At 64.7% G+C, this 17493-nt stretch carries 14 protein-coding genes and 2 pseudogenes; 3 read left to right on the top strand and 13 right to left on the bottom strand.

The window, feature by feature from the left end; all coding sequences use genetic code 11:
• Positions 1-2050, top strand: a 2050-nt coding sequence (locus A5658_RS02275; protein WP_156751210.1) for an ATP-binding cassette domain-containing protein, incomplete at its 5' end; no start/stop codon positions are given.
• Here the strand turns inward: A5658_RS02275 and A5658_RS02270 are convergent.
• Together A5658_RS02270 and A5658_RS02265 are read right to left on the bottom strand one after the other, a co-directional pair.
• Positions 2043-2789 carry a ParA family protein gene (locus A5658_RS02270; protein ID WP_067330617.1) on the bottom strand — a complete coding sequence of 249 codons (747 nt, stop codon included), beginning with the start codon at positions 2787-2789 and terminating at the stop codon, positions 2043-2045. The genes A5658_RS02275 and A5658_RS02270 overlap by 8 nt on opposite strands.
• A complete protein-coding gene (locus A5658_RS02265) occupies positions 2789-4288 on the bottom strand; it encodes a CHAD domain-containing protein (protein WP_067330614.1) in 1500 nt (499 codons plus the stop codon). Before A5658_RS02265 ends, A5658_RS02270 begins: the two co-directional genes overlap by 1 nt.
• Positions 4289-4410: 122 nt before the next feature.
• Here A5658_RS02265 and A5658_RS02260 point away from each other — a divergent pair, with 122 nt between their 5' ends.
• Positions 4411-6420: an acyl-CoA dehydrogenase gene (locus tag A5658_RS02260; RefSeq protein WP_082992888.1), complete on the top strand. Its 2010-nt coding sequence runs from the start codon at positions 4411-4413 to the stop codon at positions 6418-6420.
• Between the two features lie 82 nt (positions 6421-6502).
• Positions 6503-6637: pseudogene (locus A5658_RS28610) on the top strand (hypothetical protein); the annotation flags it as partial.
• A gap of 1 nt (position 6638) precedes the next feature.
• Here A5658_RS28610 and A5658_RS02255 read toward each other — a convergent pair.
• From A5658_RS02255 to A5658_RS02205, 11 genes and pseudogenes are all read right to left on the bottom strand, one after another.
• On the bottom strand, positions 6639-6995 hold the full coding sequence (locus A5658_RS02255) for a DUF732 domain-containing protein (RefSeq protein WP_067330612.1): 357 nt from the start codon (positions 6993-6995) through the stop codon (positions 6639-6641).
• Positions 6995-7420 (bottom strand): annotated as a pseudogene (locus A5658_RS02250) (CAP domain-containing protein); the annotation flags it as partial. The gene A5658_RS02255 and the pseudogene A5658_RS02250, both read right to left, overlap by 1 nt.
• Positions 7421-7507: 87 nt before the next feature.
• Positions 7508-8410, bottom strand: coding sequence for an alpha/beta hydrolase-fold protein (locus tag A5658_RS02245; protein ID WP_067330609.1), 903 nt, complete (start codon positions 8408-8410; stop codon positions 7508-7510).
• A gap of 11 nt (positions 8411-8421) precedes the next feature.
• Entirely contained in the window at positions 8422-9066 is a 645-nt protein-coding gene (locus tag A5658_RS02240; RefSeq protein ID WP_231997180.1) for a hypothetical protein, read from the bottom strand.
• Positions 9063-9725 carry a hypothetical protein gene (locus tag A5658_RS02235; RefSeq protein WP_067330602.1) on the bottom strand — a complete coding sequence of 221 codons (663 nt, stop codon included), beginning with the start codon at positions 9723-9725 and terminating at the stop codon, positions 9063-9065. The genes A5658_RS02240 and A5658_RS02235 overlap by 4 nt, the downstream gene beginning before the upstream one ends.
• Positions 9683-11191, bottom strand: a complete 1509-nt coding sequence (locus tag A5658_RS02230) for an MCE family protein (protein WP_082992887.1) — start codon at positions 11189-11191, stop codon at positions 9683-9685. Before A5658_RS02230 ends, A5658_RS02235 begins: the two co-directional genes overlap by 43 nt.
• Before the next feature lies 1 nt (position 11192).
• On the bottom strand, positions 11193-12317 hold the full coding sequence (locus tag A5658_RS02225) for an MCE family protein (protein WP_067330599.1): 1125 nt from the start codon (positions 12315-12317) through the stop codon (positions 11193-11195).
• A complete protein-coding gene (locus A5658_RS02220; RefSeq protein WP_082992886.1) occupies positions 12314-13711 on the bottom strand; it encodes an MCE family protein in 1398 nt (465 codons plus the stop codon). Before A5658_RS02220 ends, A5658_RS02225 begins: the two co-directional genes overlap by 4 nt.
• Entirely contained in the window at positions 13711-15090 is a 1380-nt protein-coding gene (locus tag A5658_RS02215; RefSeq protein WP_082992885.1) for an MCE family protein, read from the bottom strand. Before A5658_RS02215 ends, A5658_RS02220 begins: the two co-directional genes overlap by 1 nt.
• The gene (locus A5658_RS02210) at positions 15087-16115 is read right to left on the bottom strand and encodes an MCE family protein (protein ID WP_067330596.1); all 1029 of its coding nucleotides are present in this window, start codon (positions 16113-16115) and stop codon (positions 15087-15089) included. Before A5658_RS02210 ends, A5658_RS02215 begins: the two co-directional genes overlap by 4 nt.
• A 35-nt stretch (positions 16116-16150) precedes the next feature.
• Positions 16151-17491 carry an MCE family protein gene (locus tag A5658_RS02205; RefSeq protein ID WP_067330593.1) on the bottom strand — a complete coding sequence of 447 codons (1341 nt, stop codon included), beginning with the start codon at positions 17489-17491 and terminating at the stop codon, positions 16151-16153.
• Positions 17492-17493: the final 2 nt, after the last annotated feature.

The raw sequence follows: 17493 nt of genomic DNA, 5'->3' as shown, positions 1-17493 counted from the left end.
CCGAGTCCGGGAGCGCCGCACGACGGCGCCGCCGCCGCCGCTGAGCTCCCAGCTGCCTTCGTCGAGCGCGATTCCGCCTCCACCTCCACCACCGCCGCCTGCGCCTGCGCCGCCGGTCGAACATCGCTGGCCGCCGCAGTCACCGCCCCAGCCGCCACCGCCCCCATTGCCGCAGCCACCTCGGCCGGAGGCGCCGACCGACTTGACGCCGGCGAGCAAGCCGGACGTGACAGCCCGGCTCGCCGTCGCAGCGCAGAACCTGCAGAAACTGAAGCCGCGGCTCCCGAAGCGTCAAGCGAAGGAGGCCACACCGGCCGCTGAGCCACAGCAACCGAGCGCAGAGCCGACCGAGACACCGAAGCCAACACCGAGCACCATCGCCGGCCCGCTGGAGGCACGTCGGGTGCGACTCAGCGTCGACGGCGAGCAGGCCCTTGCAGACCTGTCCTTTACCGCGTCGCCCGGGACGGTCACCTCGGTCGTCGGGCTGTCCGAAGCGAGCACCTCCGCTCTGGTCGACGTGCTTGCCGGCACGGTGCAGCCGAGCATGGGCGAGGTCGACTTCGACGGCCACGACGTGGCGGCCGATGACGTGCGGCCGCATGTCGGGGTGGTGCCGCGCCACGATTTGCTGCATCCGCAACTGACCGTCGAGCAGGGATTGCTGTACGCCGCCGAATTGCGTTTGCCGCCAAGTGCTTCCATGGACCAGCGGCGAGAGGCCGTGCGCTCGGTACTCGACAAGCTGGGCATGACCGAGTTGCGCACCGCCAAGGCGGGCAACCTGACCGTCGAACAGCGTAAGCGCGCGTCGCTCGCCACCGAACTGCTGACCGATCCGGCGCTGGTCGTTCTCGACGAGCCGACGGCCGGCCTCGACCCTGAAGCGGCGCAACGGATCACGGCAACGCTCCGACAACTCGCCGACGAGGGACGCGTCGTGCTGGAGGCCACGACGGAGCCTACCGAGCTGGACGTGTGCGACCAGGTAGTGCTGCTCACCCCGACCGGCATTCCGATCTTTGCCGGTCCACCCTCGCAGATCGGTTCGCAGCTGGGCACGACCAACTGGCCCGAGATCGTCCGTCGCGCCCGCACCGATCCCTACGGCGCGCACGACGAATACCTGGCCCGCCGACAAGAGCCACCACCGCCGGAGCCGCCGCCGGCACCGTCCGAAGCGCCGCGTGCCCCGGGGGCGCGGCGAGATGTGTTGCGTCAGATTGCCGTTTCGACTCGTCGCCAGGCCTGGCTGATGATCGGCGATCAACGCTACTTCACCTTCCTGGTGATCCTTCCGGTGTTCTTCGGTGCGGTGGCACTGCTGATCCCCGGGGACTCCGGTCTGGGCCCGGCAAGCCGGTATGGGAGCAACCCCGATCAGGCCCTCGCGATTCTCACCGTGCTCACCTTCGGCGCCATCGTCATGGGCACCGCGCTGGGTGTCCGCGACCTCTTCACCGAGCAGCGCATCTTCCGGCGCGAACAAGCCCACGGCCTGTCGGCGTCGGCGTTCCTAACCGGCAAGGTGATCGTCTACAGCCTGATCGCGACCGTCCAGACCGCCTTCGTCACCATCGTCGCGACCGTCGGCCATCAGGCACCCGTCTACGGGGCGGTCCTGTTGGGCCACAACAAGCTTGCGGCCAGTGTCGAGTTGTTCATCGCGCTGGCCGTCACCGCCATCGTGACAGCGGTGGTGGCGCTGGCACTCTCGTCACCGGCGAGGTTCTACGAGCAGATCTTGTTGACGGCGGTATTGGTCGTCCTGGTGTCGATCGTGTTCGCCGGGGCGCTGTTCCCGGTCTCCGGCCGGTTCCCGTTGGAGCAGCTGGCCTGGCTGGTGCCGTCGCGGTGGGGTTTCGCCGCGGCGGCATCCACCGTGGACGTGCATGCCGTCAATCCCCTTGCCGAGGCTGATGACTCGTGGAAGCACACATCCGAACAGTGGCTGCTCGATATGGCCCTGCTGATCGGTTACGGCCTCGTTGCCACCGCGGGACTGCGCTGGCGACTACGACGACCATCGCGGCGGCACACGACTACCTGAGTTCGTCGCGGAGAATCTCCGACCACAGCGCCTTGTAACAGAACGCTGCGGGACTATGCGGTGCCGCCGCGGTCACCGGCGCACGATGCTCGGCCATCTGCTCGATGATCGACAACGCGGGAATGGACGTGGTCAAAATGCCCTCGCGTTCCGACGATAGGTTTTGTACCAGGTCGCAGTGCAACCGCTTTCGCTTGTCCACCATCGAGAAGAAGGCACGCACCTTGGGCCGGCGACCTTCGAAATCGTTGACGAAACCGCTCAATTGGTCGAACGTGCGGACCGACAGGGTGGCCGGGATCATCGGGACCAGCAGCGTGTCGACGGCGTGCAGCACGTTTTCCGACAACAGTGAAATGCTCGGCGGGCAGTCGAGAAAGACCATGTCGTATTGAGTTTCGAGTGGGCGCAACAGTTCTCGGATCCGGCGCGTCGGGCGCTTCATGTCGTCGAGTTGCACGTCCAGATTGCGGTACCGAAAATCCGCCGGCACCAAGTCGAGCCCGTCGAAATCGGTGGCCTTGATCGCGTCGTCGAGCGTTCTTGACCCCTCGACCAAAGCCCGGCCGCCGCCCTTGACCTTCGGCCGCACCCGGAACATGTACGTCGCGGCGCCCTGGGGGTCGAGATCCCACAGCAGCACGTTGTGCCCGTCGAGCGCTGCCAGATGCGCCAAATTCACGGCGGTCGACGTCTTTCCGACGCCACCTTTGATGTTGTACGTCGCGTAGACCTTCATCACCGCACCAGTTCCTTGACTCGGGCGCGATTCTCCTCGGCCAGGAAAGGCCGCAGTCGGCCCGCCAGCGCCGCGCGTGCAGTGACTTGATGCGCATCGAGCTGCGCGGCCATCTCCCCCATCGCCAGCACCGTCGCGGGCGGCGCCGCCCCCTGCTCCATCATCGCCGCGGCGAACTCGCGGACCGCCTCGCGCTGCACCTCGCCGTCCTGAAAGTCACCGAGCGTGTCCTGCAGCGACTTGAGCTCCTTGAGCAGCGCGCGGTGTGCCGAGTTGTCGCACACCGGCTTGAACACCTCGAGCAGGTAGCGCAGTTCCTTGCAGCGCTTGCGCAGCGCGTGCACGTCGTCGCTCGGCGAATCCGCGTTGATCTGTGCACCGCGCCGGGCCGCTTTCCGGTACGCCTGCTGCAGGCGCCGGCGCGCCAGCACCGCCACCGTCGTCCCTCCCGACGCGTCGGCCGTCACTTCGACCAGCTCCGCGCGCCAGTCGCCGAGCAAATTCTGGAAACGCTTCGAGCGCAGCCCCCGCACCAGTTTCCGTCGCTCGGCGGTACGGTGCTTGACCAAAAATGACCGGAACGGAGCGAGGTCACCGGGAGCGGCCGACGACAGGCGCGCCGCCATGGAGTCGAGTTCGAGCAGGTAGACGTCGAGGTCGCGGACCGGGGTCGTCAGATCGCCCAGCCACTTGAAATCCGGAGCGAACCGGTCGGCCAGCCGATCGGGCAACACGTCACCGACGAGCTTGAGGATCGAGCGCGTGCGGCGCACCGCGACCCGGAGGTCGTGGAGAAATTCGGTGTCGATCGACGCGATCGTTCCCGGCACGTTCTCCTCGATGACGTCCGCGAATCCCGTCAGTATCTGCGAAATAGCCACGGCTGCAGGAGTTTCTGGTCGCAGTTTCGGCAAGCTACTCCCAATGCCGGGTTTGCGGTCGGCGTGGATCAGCGCCAGGTCGTACGACGTCGTCGAGACCGCCTTGAACCCGTCGACCCGGGACAGCAGGCGAGCGATCCGGTCGCCGTCGGAGTCGTAGCCCCGCAGCGGCTGGATTCGAAGCTGGCTGGTGCCGTCGTCGACGCTCTCGGTCAGCAGCCGGGCGACGGTCTTTTCGTCGGCATCGAGCACCCGGGCTTCCTGTGTGGCGGCGTGCACGGTGACGACCGGCATCAGCGCCCGCGGCTCGATCAGCGGTGTCAGCGCATCGCGCATCGGCCCGGCCGGCAGACCGTGCACCTCTGCGGGCCACCTCACCCCGGCCAGCGGGGCCTGCAACCGGGCGCCGTCGGGAAACTGCATCACCAGCGGCCCGCCGTCGGCGTACTGCAGGGAGATCCCCGCCGAGTGCAGCCGCCAATCGAAGGTGTCTAGCCAGGTGCGTGCGACGGTGGTCTTCTCGCCGGCGGTCACCGTGAACCGTGGTTGCAGGGCCGCCGCCACGACATCGACGTCGACCGCGCCCTCCCTGCTGAAAGCGCGGGGTACCCCGCTCATGGCGCACCTTTCTTTGACCGCGTGGACGCGACCGCGCGACGAACTATAAACACCGTTGATTAACGGAGCGTCCAGTTCGGCGTAGATCTCGGCGCCTCAATTCTGATCGGTTACCGTCGGGTATGACCACCATTGCGGAACATTTGCGCAACTCCCTCGACGGACGCTTTCGCGACGTGAAGAACGAGATGCGCCAGCGACTGACCGACGACATCTTCCGCCCTCACTACACCCCGAACACGGTGATCGCGCGGACCAAGGTGGCCGAGCAGATGAGCATCATGGCCGCCGAGGGTGCAGCCGAGGACAGCTTTCGCAAGGAGCACGGCGGCAACGGCAACGTCGGGGCGGCGATCACCATGATCGAGATGCTGGCCATGTCCGATCTGTCGCTGATGGTCAAGGCCGGCGTGCAGTGGGGCCTGTTCGGCGGGGCGGTGGAGAACCTCGGCACCGAACGCCACCACGAGAGCTACGTCAAGAAGATCATCAACCTCGAGTTGCGCGGTTGCTTCGCGATGACCGAGACCGGTCACGGCAGCGACGTCCAGTCACTGGAGACGACGGCGACCTACGACGCTGAGACCGAAGAATTCATTATCCATTCCACCACGCCGAACGCACGCAAGGACTACATCGGCGGGGCGGCCGAAACCGCCTCCATCGCTGCCGTTTTCGCGCAACTCATTACCACCGAGAACGGTGAGCAGGTCAACCACGGCGTGCACTGCGTGCTGGTTCCGATTCGCGATGCCGACGGCAACGATCTGCCCGGCATAACGACATCGGACTGTCAATACAAGGGCGGGCTGCCGGGAGTCGACAACGGGCGCATCATGTTCGACAACGTCCGCGTGCCACGCGTCAACCTGTTGAACAAGTACGGCAACGTCGAACCCGACGGCACCTACACATCGCCGATCGAGGATCCCAACCGCCGCTTCTTCACCATGATCGGGACGTTGATCCGTGGTCGCATCACCGTCGGCGGCAGCGCGGGAGCAGCGGCCCGGGTCGCTCTGGACATCGCGACCCGATATGCGTTGCAGCGCAGGCAGTTCACTGCACCAGACGACGACGGCGAGGTGTTGATCATGGACTACCTGGTGCATCAGCGCCGGTTGTTCCCGCTGATCGCGAAGTCGTACGCGTTGCAGTTCGCGCAGAACGAGCTGGTGTCGAAATGCCACGATCTGCAGACGGCCGACTCCCCCGACGCCGAGGAGCAACGGGAATTGGAGGCGCGGGCCGCCGGTTTGAAGGCCGCCAACACCTGGCATGCGTCCACCGCTATCCAGGAAGCCCGCGAAGCATGCGGAGGCGCCGGCTACATGGCCGACAACCGGCTGATCGCGCTGCGTGCCGACACCGACGTGTTCACCACCTTCGAAGGTGACAACCACGTGCTGACCCAGCTGGTGGCCAAGGAGCTGCTGACCGCCTACGCCGACGACATCAAGAGCATGAGCCCGGTCGAATGGGTCCGTTTCGCCGCCAACTTCGCCGGTGAGCGGGTGCTCAAACGCACTGCGGCCGAGACGATCATGCAAACCATCATCGACGCCCGGCAGGACAACGAAGAAGAAGGCAGCCTGTTCAACCGCGGCACCCAGGTCAAGATGTTCGAGGACCGCGAGGAATACATCATCGCGTCGGTCGCCCGCCGGCTGCAGGCGAAGTCGAAGGAGATGTCGGCGTTCGATGCGTTCAACGCGGTGCAGGACCACGTGCTGCACGCCGCTCAAGCCCACATCGACCGGGTGGTGCTCGAGGCGTTCGTTGCCGGGATCGACGCCTGCGAAAACGACGACGCCCGTGAGGTTCTCGAGCTTATCTGCGACCTCTACGCGTTGACGGTGATCGAGGAAGACAAGGCGTGGTACATCGAACACCGGTTCCTGTCCATGGAGCGGGCCAAGGCGGTCACCCGCGGCATTAACGACCGGTGCCGGCTACTGCGCCCCCACGCGCAGCTCCTGGTCGACGGATTCGGAATCCCGGAGTCGTTGCGCTACGCGGAGATGCTGCATCCGGAGAAGCTGCCTCAGCCCGGCGCCGACGACGGCGACGAGACGGGCGCCACCGACTCGGCCCTGCTCAACGAGCGACAGCATCCCGGCGTCCATCCTTAAAATCAGCGCAAGTTTTGCCTGGACCACCAGGTAGAGCGGGTTCGGCAGGTAACCAACGCCCTAGCGAGATAGGCTCAACGGCATGAATCCGAACCCGGACTACGACGCCAGCGACGAGCTCGAGTACGGGATCGCGGCATTCGCGTGGCTACTGCGTGGCAACTACCCGCCCCCTTACTACGGGCCCGACCTGGGCAACGCCAGCACCGGCAACTAGTTCACTGCGGCGGCGGCACGTAGCCGCCCGCCGAATTGCGTAACTGCCACAACTGGGCCGGGCAGTAGATGTTGACCGCATTTGAGATCAGGTAGTTGGCCGAATACTCGTCGTTGGGTAGCACGTCGCGTTTGACGTCACCGATGACCTGGCCGTAGCTGGCGCCTCCGGTGATTTTGTCGCAGATGCCGTGCGCGTAACTGATCGCATCCGCCGTGTTCGCGAAGCTGTATTGCTTGCGCACGGTCGTGTCGTAGATGAACTCGATGTCGGGCGCCGGCACGGCATGCGCCGCCGGCGCTACACCTGCAAACGACGTGGCGACGATCGCGCCGGCCAACCACATACCGCGCTTCATCGGTCCGGCTGCCCGTAGACCGCGACCAGAACACTGCGGTCGACACTGTTCTCCGACCACACCCCGATTTGGGTGTTGGCGCAATTCGACATGATCGCCATGTAATCGGGGCGGTAATACCAATTCCCAATCACATCAAGGTCATTGATGGCCAGTGAGTTGTTGATCGCCACCGTCTCGGCGACGACGCCGCGATATCCCGCGCCGCGAGCCCGGTCGGCCACCGACGATCCGTCGGAACCGACGTCGGCGTCGAGGTTGCGGTTGTTGAGCACATCGACTGTGTGGCGCTGCGCGGCGGCCTCCAATTGCGGGTTCTTCTTCAGCTTGGTGGTGCAACCCGCCTGCGCCTTGATGGTGTCGACGTTCACCACGATGCCGTTGTTGAGGCGGTCGTTGTTTCCCGGGACGCCGGGAGCCGCCATCGCGAAGGCGTTCGGAACGACGAATACCAACGGGGCCCAGAGCAGCAGTGCAACTCGGCGAATCCGCTTGTCAGACATAGCTATCTCCTAGCGGATGTTGGCCGCGAGATCGGCGGACATCGCACTGAGCTGCCTCGACCAGGTCGGCCAGTCGTTGCCGCCGCCGCGACCAAGGTCGAAGTGGGCATTGGTACCGCCGACGTCTCGGTAGTGCGAGTAGAACTGGGCGTTGGTGCCCTGGGAAATGTCGCCGGTGTCGCCCATGGCACCCGGATCGGTCGGAGCGCCACTGCCCGGGCTGAAAATCCACAGTCGGGCATCGTCGTCGACCAGCTGCTGGACGTTTTGGTTGGGCGAATGCCACTTCCACCGACCGAGCTGCGGCGCGCCCCACATTGCCCCGCTGTCGGCGCCGCCTTGCAGCAGGGCAGCCCTGATCGCGCCGTCCACGCCGGTGCGTTCCGGGGTCAGGAAGCCGGAAAACGAACCGGCGTAACGGAATCGGTCAGGGTGAAAGGTCACCAGCGCCGTGGCCGCATACCCGCCCTGCGAGACGCCGACGACGCCGTGCCCGCCGGGCGCGAGGCCCTTGTTGGCGGCGAGCCAGTCCGGCAACTCAGTGGACAAGAATGTGTCCCACTGCTTGCTGCCGTCCTGCTCCCAGTTCGTGTACATGCTGTAGGCACCACCCGCGGGTGCCACCACCGAAATCCCTTTGCCGGCAAGGGTGTTGAACCCGTTGCCCGCGGTCGCCCAGTTGCTGACGTCCGGGGCGGCGTTGAAACCGTCGAGCAGGTACGCCGCGTGCGGGCCGCCGGCCAGGAATTGCACCGGAATGTTGCGGCCCATCGACGCCGACGGCACCTGCAGAGTCTCGAAGCCGGCCGCCTTCGCGGGCGCCACCGGACCCGAAATCACGGTTGCCGCAGACCATCCGATGCTCAGCGCGACGACGGACAGCCGTCGCGCGACCGTCGACACTCGTTTCATGTCTACCTCACCTACACCGGGTCGAACTGAGAGATGAGCCACTTGCCGTCAATCTTGTCGAGAGTGACGCGCACGCTCGACGTGCTCTGCGTGGGCGGATCGCTGCCGATGGTGGTGATCTGGTCGACGAAAACCAGTACCACAGCTTGCTTTCCGGTCGCGATGACCGACGCCGCAGCGGGCACGGTCGCCACCGCCGTGATGTGCTGCTGTTTGGCCCCCGGCGCAACAACGTCGGTGACGAGTTGGGTGTATTGCTGGCGGAATCCGGCGGTCAGGCGATCCGCCGCCGCCTTCAGATCTTGGTCCACCGTCTCGGGCTTGTACGACAGGATCGCGATCGTGCTTTCCGAGGCCGCCTTCACCGATTGCTCAGCGGCGATGCGGGATTCGCGTTCCTTGCCATCGAGCCACTTCAGGTAACCGACGCCGAGCGCCAGGATCAACGCCACGGTGGGCAGTGCCGCGACCAGCAGACGGCCCCACCTGATCCGAACGCGCTCTTTGGCGGTCGCGTCGTCGGCGTCGACCAGGTCTGCCTCGTCGGCGGCCTCCGCCGCGTCGGCCAAGTCGTCCCACTCGTGGGAGGCCGAGTCGTTGTCATCGGACATCGCGGAGTCCTCCTCTCGCGTGGTCAATGCGGTCCGACTACTCACGGCACGAACTCCACATTCGACACCTTGGCGCTATCGCCAACTTTGTCCACGGTAAGCCGCATCCGCCACCGGCGAGGCTCTTGGTCGGCCGGAGCCGTGCCCATCGACGTCTTGACCGATATCGCGACCAACACCTGCGCTTGCTCTTTCGTGTAGGACAGCAGGCCCGCCTCGGCGATGGTGCCTTCGGTCTTCGACTGCACCTTCTTCACGACCTCGACGAAGGGTTGTGACCGGTTTTGGAATTCGTCGTGGAAGCCGCCGGTGGCCGAATCCAACACCCGCTTGATGTCGGTATCGACCTCGGCGTAGTTGATCGTCGTCAGGTTGATCGCGGTCTGGCGCGCAACCTGCACGTAAAGACTGCGCTGGTCCTGCACCTGGTGATCCTGGTGCAGTCGGAGACCGAGCCAGCCTCCCACGCCGAGTAGCGCCACGACAGCGCCGGCGCCGACCGCGATCGGCGTCGGAGTCCGCAACAACCATTGCGGCACACGCTTTTTAGTGCCCGTCGCCTTCTCGTCCGGTGAGGCTTCGTCGACGGCGCTTTCGGCATCGAAGTCCGCCGTGTCGATCTCCTCAGCGGCGCTGTCGACGTCGGCGAGTTCGTCCGGGTCTACGGGTTCGGCTTTGTCGGTGGCACCAGCATGCTTTGCCATGTCTTGCCTTTCGAGGTGAATGCCAGGTCGGAATCGCTGTAGTGCTTGCCATCCGGCCCGACGTAGTTCCCGGTCATGGGGTCGTAGGGAATGGCGGTCACCGGCTTGGGCGCCGCCGGGTCAACGGGAGGGTGCCAGTGCTCGCCCGGCGAATACGGCGCCCCACCCTTCGGATACTGCGGCACGCTCTGGCCGCTCAACGTCGCGTTCGGATCGCCCTTCCAGAACAGGCCATCGTTCAGCGGGACGTACTGCTCGTCGCTTTCGCACATTTCGACCGTCGGTGCGCGCTTGCCCGGTTTGGTCTCACAGGGGACGTTACGAACGCCGCGGACGTTCATGTCGGAGTCCTGTGGGATCCGGCAATACAACTCACCGTTGGTGCGGTCGGGATAGTCCTCCCGCACCGGGATGCGCTGCTGCTGCACAGGCAAGAAACCGGCATTGCACGGGGGCGGTGAGTTGAGGTTCAGATTGAAGTCGAGATAGATGCCCTTGTAGTCCATCTTGGCAACCCGGTCCGGCACGATGATGGACGACATGACCGCGGTCCCCTGCGGGAACATCACCAGTAGCTGTTCTAGGTCGTTTCGGTAGTTCACCGCAATAGTGCCCAGGCTGACCAGGTTCGACAGCAGCACCGGCAACGTCGGCGCCAGCCGATCGAACAGCGCAGTGCCTTCGCCGAGGGCCGGGCCGGCGGTGTTGAGCAGATCCGCGAGCCTGCTGTCTTGGTCCTTCACCTGGCTGGTGATCGCGTTCACCCGTCGCGCCCACGTCGCGATCGAATCCGAGGTTCGCACTTGCGAATTGGCGACCGGTACGAACTCGTCGATCAGCCGGGAGAACGAGTCGGTGGTTTTACCGGCGTCGATCGCCAGCGCGGTTCCGCCATCGACGAGGCGAGACAATTCCGGGCCGAGGCCCGCCACAGCCTTGGAGGCTTCTTCGACGACGGTGTGCAGGTTGTCCTGCGGGATGGCCGCGAGCGCCTTGTTGGTGGTGTCGAGCAGCGAACCGATATCGACTGGGATTTGCGTTCTGCCAAGGGCGATGACGTCACCGTCGCGCAACTTCGGGCCGATGTCCTGGGCGGTGCCCGACCGCGGGGTGAGCTCGAGGAATTGCTCTCCAACCGCGGATCGGCTGTGCACCGCGGCGGTCACGTCGCGGGGAATCGCGATCTCGGATTTCAGCGAGAGGACAGCCTGAACTCCGCTTTGAGTGACGTCGACCGACTTGACGCTGCCGATCTCGCTGCCGCGGTAATTCACCACCGACGTCGGGTACAGTCCGCCCGATGCGGGCAGGTCGACCTTGACCGTGTACCGCCCGATGCCAAGCAGCGCAGGCACTTTGATGAAGCCGAAGGCCATCACCGCGATGGAGATCACGGTGACCGACGCCAGGATCGCCAACTGGGTCCACACCCCGCGAGACAGCCGCAGCGAGCTCGAACGCGCCATGCTAGTAACCACCCCAGTGGTAGGGCGCGATCAACGGATTGACCGCGGTGTAGGGGCTGGGCATCTGGCCGATCGTTCGACCCCACTGCATCTCGAGTTCGGTGAGGTTCCCCTCCCACCGCGACCCGGTGAAGAAGCCGCTGTCCAATCGGCTCAAGGTCAGGTCGACGACAAGCGAGATGTTGGCGAAGTCACCCCTAAACCAGTTGGGCACCGTGCTTTTCACCCACGGGAGCGTGGAGAGGAAGTCTAGGCCGCGGGTGAGCGCCGGCCCGGCGTTGGCCAGTTCTCGCAGCGCTGGCGCCAAGTTGCGGAAGTTGTCGACGAGCGACTTCTTGGACTGCTGGATCGTGGAAGCCGAGACCGCGCTGAACTGACCCACCCTGTCGATCGCGTCGACGAGCACCTTCCGCGTGTCTGACAGGACTCCGAGCGCTTGCGGGATTGTCGTAAGCGCCTTATCGACCGTTTCATCCTTGTCCGCGACCTGACCGACGAGTTGGTTGACGCTGTCGATGGCCGTGATGATGTCGTCGGTTTGCTTCTTCGTCTCGGTGACGAAGGTGTCCAGCTGGGTCAACAGGCTGCGCATCTCTTTCTCCCGGCCGCTCAAGGCCGTTGCGAAAGTCCTTGTGAGTTCTTGGATATGGCCCAGACCGCCGCCGTTGAGCAAAATTGCTACCGACGCAAGGGTCTGCTCAGTAGTCGGGTAGGTGGCGGCCCTCGCCAACGGGATCACCGAGCCGTTCTTCAGCTGACCTCTCGGCGCTTCGTCAGTAGGCGGAGCCAGTTCGATGTGCATCGAGCCCAGCAGGCTGGTCTGCCCGACTTTGGCGGTGCTGTTCTCGGGCAATTGAACACTGCCGTCGATCCGCATGGTCACCAGCGCGTGCCAGTCCTGGACTTCGATTTTGGTGACGTTGCCGATGTTCACGTCGGCAACCCGCACCCGGGTATTCGGTTGAATGACAACGACATCAGGTAGTTGAGCCTGAATGGTGTAGGCGCCCTTACCGTCACCCGCGGTGCCGGGCAGCGGCAGCGAATTGAGACCTCGCCAGCCGCCACAGGACGTCAGCAGGCACAGGGTTGAGATGGCAAGCGCCGCACATAGTATGCGCCTCACGGCGTGCCCCCTGGCGGCGCAGGCACCATCATGCCGGTCAACCCTGCGTGTGGGTCGGTGGCCCGAACCGCCGTCGGTGCGGGCGGCACGGCGCCTCCCGGCAATGCCTGCGGCGACACCGGAGGCGGCGCGTCGGCCGGTGGTGCGCCGGGGGGTGCTCCCGGCGGCGGGATGTGCGGGTTGAGCTTGTCCTCGCTGTAGGTGATCTCGTTGGGACGCGCCGCAGCGCCGACGAACGGGTTGAGGCCGATCGGAAGGAAGTTGTACTGCCGGTTCTTGATGATCGGCGACAGATACTGCTCGCACAGTCGCGCCGACTGCTTCGCCCCGACCCGGCCGTCGGATTCGATTGACCCGCAGATGGATTGGACGGTGTCGGCAAAGTTCGACAGCGCCAAGATTCCGGTGACCGCGCTCTGCGCCGGCTGGTAGATGTTCAGGAAGTTCTGGAAGACGTTCGGCGCGACGTGCAGGGTTTGCTTGATGTCGCGACGGCTGTCGTTCAACGCCGTGGTGATCTCGTTGAGGTGGTCGAATGTGGTGCCGATGGCCTCGCGGTTCTCGGCGACGAACGGACGCAGATCGTTGACGGCGGCGTCCAATCCCGCGATCGCCTGACCCCACTCGTTGGGGGTATTGGACATCACCGTGGTGATGGTGGCCAGGTTCTTGTTGAACGACGCCAGCAGCTCGCTGCTCGAGGTCAGCGCGGAGACGAACGTCTGCAGGTTGCGCAGCGTGCTGAAGATGTCCGTGCTGTGGTCACCAAGCGCCGAAACCGCCTGCGACAGCTTGACGAGGGTGTCGCGCGCGGTGTCGCCCTCTCCGCGCAGATTCGCCGCAGAGGTGTTGACGAATTGCCCGAGCGCGCTGGTCCCGCCCTCGGTCGTCGGCTGCAGGGAGTCGGTCAGCTTCTCCAATTGCTTGCGCAGGTCGTCCCACTCCACCGGCACCGCGGTCCGTTCTAAAGGAATCGTCGCGCCGTCAGCCAGTTTCGGGCCGCCGGAATACACGGGGACGAGTTGAATCGCCCGCGAGGTGACCAGCGACGGCGACAGGATCGCTGCCTTGACGTCGGCGGGCAACGAGTACTGCGAGTCGACTGTGAACGTGACCTTCGCCGCTTGGGGTTGCGGCTCAATCTTCTCGATCGTTCCGACCGCCACGCCCAGGATGCGGATTTCGTCGCCGGTGTAGACACCGTTGGTGTTCGGGAAGTAGGCGATGTAGGTGTTGCGCGTCACCTGCTTCCACCACGGTGACACGATCATGCTTATCCCGACCGCGAGGATCACCAGCAGGCTGGTCGCTGTCCCCACCTTGGTGACGCGTCGATGGTTCTCAATCCAGGCTGCGCCTTTGTCAAGTCGCGCACGGGCTTTCGCGAAGGCCATCACCGGCCTCCGTTCGCAGGCACTTCATTGGGCGCGGGCACATACACCGGCGTCTGTGTCGGTGGTGGCTTGAGGTCTGCCGGCGGCCCGGGCGGTGGCCCACCGGGCGGCGGCGCCGGTGGTTCCGGCCGCAGCGGGTAGCAGCCGCGGGCGCCCGGCCTGCCCGGCACACTGCACGGCTGGTCGCCAGGGTTGCCGGTGATGGCGTCCGGGATGTTGCGTCGCGGCTCGCCGCCCTGGCCGGTTCGCGGATAGGGCACCGGGAGGTACGGCAGCCCGGGTTGGCCGTTGCCGGGATCGACGAGTTGCGATGGCAGCAGCGTGGCGGGGTCGAGCCCGAGGTCGGAGAACGCGGCGTCGGTGAACGGCTGCACCCACTGGCCCAGGGTCAGGTTCGGCAGCGAGGCTTTGAAGAACGGTCCCGATCCCAGCACCTCACCAAATGACATGGCGTACTTGGGGATCAGATACAGCGTGCGCTGAAGTTCCTTTTTTCGGTCGTCCAGCACCCCGAGCACGCTGTTGAGCTTGTCCAGTGCGGGCTTGAGTTGCGTCCGGTTGTCGCCGACCACCGCGGAGATCTCGCGGGACGCCGCGCCGACATTGGTCATCAGTGCGTCAATCGCATTGCGTTGGGTCAGCAACTCGGCCAGCAGCGCGTTGGCGTTGGTGACCAGACCGGCGATCTGGTCGCTGCGCTTGGCGAGCACGCCGACGACCTTGTTCGCATTGCTCAGCAGGCTGCGCAGTTTCGCGTCGCGGTTGTCCAGCGTGCTGGAGAACTGCGCGACACCGTCCAGTGCGGCCTTCACGTCGGGCGGCGTGTCTTTGAACGTATTGGCCAAGGTTGTCAGCGCCTCGGACAGCTTCGTCGTGTCCAAGGCGCTGACCGTGCTCGTCAAATCGCCTAGGGCGTCCGGTAAGTCGTAGGGCGCGCGAGTGCGCTCGACCGGGATCGGCCCCTGGAGCTTGCCGTCTCCTCGCGGGGTGATCTCGAGCATCTTGGTGCCGAGCACGGTCTCGGTCTTGATCGACGCCTCGGTGCGGTTGCCCAGCGCCACGTCGTCGTCGACGGTGAAATTGACCAGCACTGTGGTGCCGTCCAGTTTGACGCTGGACACCCGGCCGACCGAGAGCCCTGACACCCGCACATCACTGTCCGGCTTGATGCCGCCTGCCTCGGTGAAATACGCGGAGTAGCCGGACTTTCCGGTGAGGAATGGGATTTTCTCGTAGGAGAAGACGGCGGCGACCAGCGCGACGACGATGCCGATGCCGACCAGGCCGACGGTGACCCGGTTGCGGTCGGCGAGCGGCTTGATGTCGGGTCGCTTGATCTTCTTCTTCAACGCGCTGAAGCGGCTTGTGAATGAGGTCATTTTTTCGGCAAGCACCGCCCCGTTACCTGGCTCGCCAGCTTGACGAACGTGGGTTGCCCGTTGCGGCCGTTGAGCTTGATGACGATGTCGCAGATGAAGAATCCGAAGTAGTCGCCGTAGAGGCCCTGACGGGACAGCACCTGATAGACGTCGGGAAGCGTCTTGACGAGGTCGTCGAAGTAGGTGTGGTCGGACTCGATCTGCCCCGAGAACCGATCCGTCTGCGCTATCACGTCTTTGATCGGTTGACGGGCCTGGGTCAACAGGTCGGCGACCGATCCGGTGGCGGCGTTGATGTACGCGACATCCTTGGTGATGTCGTTCTTGCGTTCGGACAGCGCGCCGACGAGCTGGGACAGTTTGTCCAGGCCGTCCGAGAATTGCTTGTCACGCGTGCCGAAGGTGTGCAGCACCACGTTCAGATTGTTGATCACGTCACCGATCAGCTTGTCCCGGTTGGCCAGTGTGGTGGTCAGCGCGGAGGTCTCGCCGAGCACCGACGAGATGGTTGCGCCCTCACCCTGGAACACCCTCAACAGTTGACCGGACAGTGCATTGACCTGATCAGGGTCCAGCGCTCGGAACAGCGGTCGGAAGCCGCCGATGAGCGCGTCGACGTCGAGGGCCGGAGAGGTGCGGGCCAACGGGATCGTCGCCTTCTCCTGCAGCCGCCTGGGCGGACCGGGTCCATCCTCGAGCGCGAGATACCGGTCACCGATGAGGTTTTCATACCGCACTGAAGCCTTGGTACCTTCGGTGAGCCGCAGTCCTTGGTCGATCGCGAAGTCGACCCGAACCGTGCCGTCCTTCTGCAGCTTGAGGTCACTGACCTTTCCGACCTCGACGCCAGCGATGCGAACGAAGTTGCCGCCCTTGAGCCCCGAGACATTCGAGAACACTGCGCTGTAGGACGTGCGTGAATCGAAGCGGAACTGGCCGAAGACCGTGACCAGGATGAAGACGAAGGCGAGGGACACAACGGTGAACGCCACCACGCGCGCGATGGCGCCGGCGTTGGTTCTCATTGCATCTCCTTACTTCTCGTCTTGGACAGGGTGACCTAGGATCCGGGCGGTGCCGGTGGCGTGGCGGCACCCGCGTAATCTGGTGCACCAGAAGGCGGTTGGCCGGGGTAAGCGGGCGGCAGGCCCGGCGCCGGACCGCCAGGGTAACGGATCAGAGGCGGCTGCGGCGTTCCCTTGGTAACCGGGAAGTAGTTCACGTAACCCGGGAAACCGATACCCGAGTTCGGTCGAATGTCGAGCCCAGTGCCGAATCCGGTGTCGGTGACGAGGTATTTGACCGGGAAGTTCGCGCTGGCGTCAGGCAACGACCCACAACTCGGCTTTCCGCCGGGGCCACCCTTGGCCTGCACACGGGGCAGGTTGTCGGGATAGCGGTACGGGTCGTCGCCGAAGAGCAGGCCACCATCGATGTTGAGCGACTTGCCATTACCGCCCATCGCGGCTCGGCCACCGTTCTCCAAATACCAGACCGCGCCCTCGAAGGTGCACTTGTAGGTCGGTGAGTATTTGTTCAGCAACTCAAACGTCGGCGCCACCAGATTGACCGCATCGACGAGGTTCTTCTCGTTGCGGCCGATCGTGTTGATCCCGGCGTTCGAAAAGCCGATCGCATCCAGCAGCACGTCGTTGAGTGCCTTTTTGTTCTTGGTGATCGTGACGCTCGTCGCCGAGAAAGAATCAAGCGTCGACAAAATATCTTGCGCGGCAACCGAATAGGCTGCGGCGGTCTTACCGAACAGCTGCCAGTCCTTGCGGATGGTCGCCTGCTTCGGGTTGACGGCAGTAAGGAACTGGTTGCCGCCGCTGATGGCCTCGCCGATGCGCTCACCCTTGCCGCGGAACCCTTCGGCCAGTGCCGAAAGCACTCCATTGAGTTTCGCGGGGTCGATCGCGTGCACGATCGACTGCAGGTTCTGGAATACGGTGTTGACCTCGACGGTCACATTACGGCTATGCAGTACAGCACCTTTGGCCAATTCTCGTCGGCTCGGACCCGAGTCGGGGACGATGAGGTCGACGTACTTGGCTCCGAACGCGGTGCTGGACTTGATCTCGGCCTCGATGTTGCTAGGCAGATACCGAAATTCGTTGGGATAGATCTTCAACTTCAGCTTCGACAGGTTGGTGCCGGCCGAATCCGCATAGGACTCGACTTTGGACACTTCCCCGATCTGGACACCGCGCAACTTCACCTTGGCGTCGTCCTCCATCACCAAGCCGGCCCGGTCGGAAATGACGGTAAGCGGCACGGTCGACCTCAGCGTTCCCTCGAACGCCATCGCTGTCAGCGTGCTGACCGTGACGACGAACAGCACAAGCACGGGCGCCCACCAAATAGGGTCAATTCCCCTGCGCCGCCGGGCCTCTTGGCTCATGC

The organism is Mycobacterium sp. 1245111.1 (assembly GCF_001673405.1).
GTDB lineage: Bacteria > Actinomycetota > Actinomycetes > Mycobacteriales > Mycobacteriaceae > Mycobacterium.
Note: the sequence above shows the minus strand (reverse complement) of the source record. Positions and strands in the feature narration are given on the sequence as shown.

Bases quoted from the DNA above. Each gene is read 5' to 3' on its own strand.
- A5658_RS02245 (WP_067330609.1), bottom strand. From the start codon at position 8,410: ATGAAACGAGTGTCGACGGTCGCGCGACGGCTGTCCGTCGTCGCGCTG.
- A5658_RS02205 (WP_067330593.1), bottom strand. From the start codon at position 17,491: ATGAGCCAAGAGGCCCGGCGGCGCAGGGGAATTGACCCTATTTGGTGG.
- A5658_RS02255 (WP_067330612.1), bottom strand. From the start codon at position 6,995: ATGAAGCGCGGTATGTGGTTGGCCGGCGCGATCGTCGCCACGTCGTTT.
- A5658_RS02210 (WP_067330596.1), bottom strand. From the start codon at position 16,115: ATGAGAACCAACGCCGGCGCCATCGCGCGCGTGGTGGCGTTCACCGTT.
- A5658_RS02235 (WP_067330602.1), bottom strand. From the start codon at position 9,725: ATGGCAAAGCATGCTGGTGCCACCGACAAAGCCGAACCCGTAGACCCG.
- A5658_RS02220 (WP_082992886.1), bottom strand. From the start codon at position 13,711: ATGGCCTTCGCGAAAGCCCGTGCGCGACTTGACAAAGGCGCAGCCTGG.
- A5658_RS02265 (WP_067330614.1), bottom strand. From the start codon at position 4,288: ATGAGCGGGGTACCCCGCGCTTTCAGCAGGGAGGGCGCGGTCGACGTC.
- A5658_RS02230 (WP_082992887.1), bottom strand. From the start codon at position 11,191: ATGGCGCGTTCGAGCTCGCTGCGGCTGTCTCGCGGGGTGTGGACCCAG.
- A5658_RS02260 (WP_082992888.1), top strand. From the start codon at position 4,411: ATGACCACCATTGCGGAACATTTGCGCAACTCCCTCGACGGACGCTTT.
- A5658_RS02270 (WP_067330617.1), bottom strand. From the start codon at position 2,789: ATGAAGGTCTACGCGACGTACAACATCAAAGGTGGCGTCGGAAAGACG.
- A5658_RS02215 (WP_082992885.1), bottom strand. From the start codon at position 15,090: ATGACCTCATTCACAAGCCGCTTCAGCGCGTTGAAGAAGAAGATCAAG.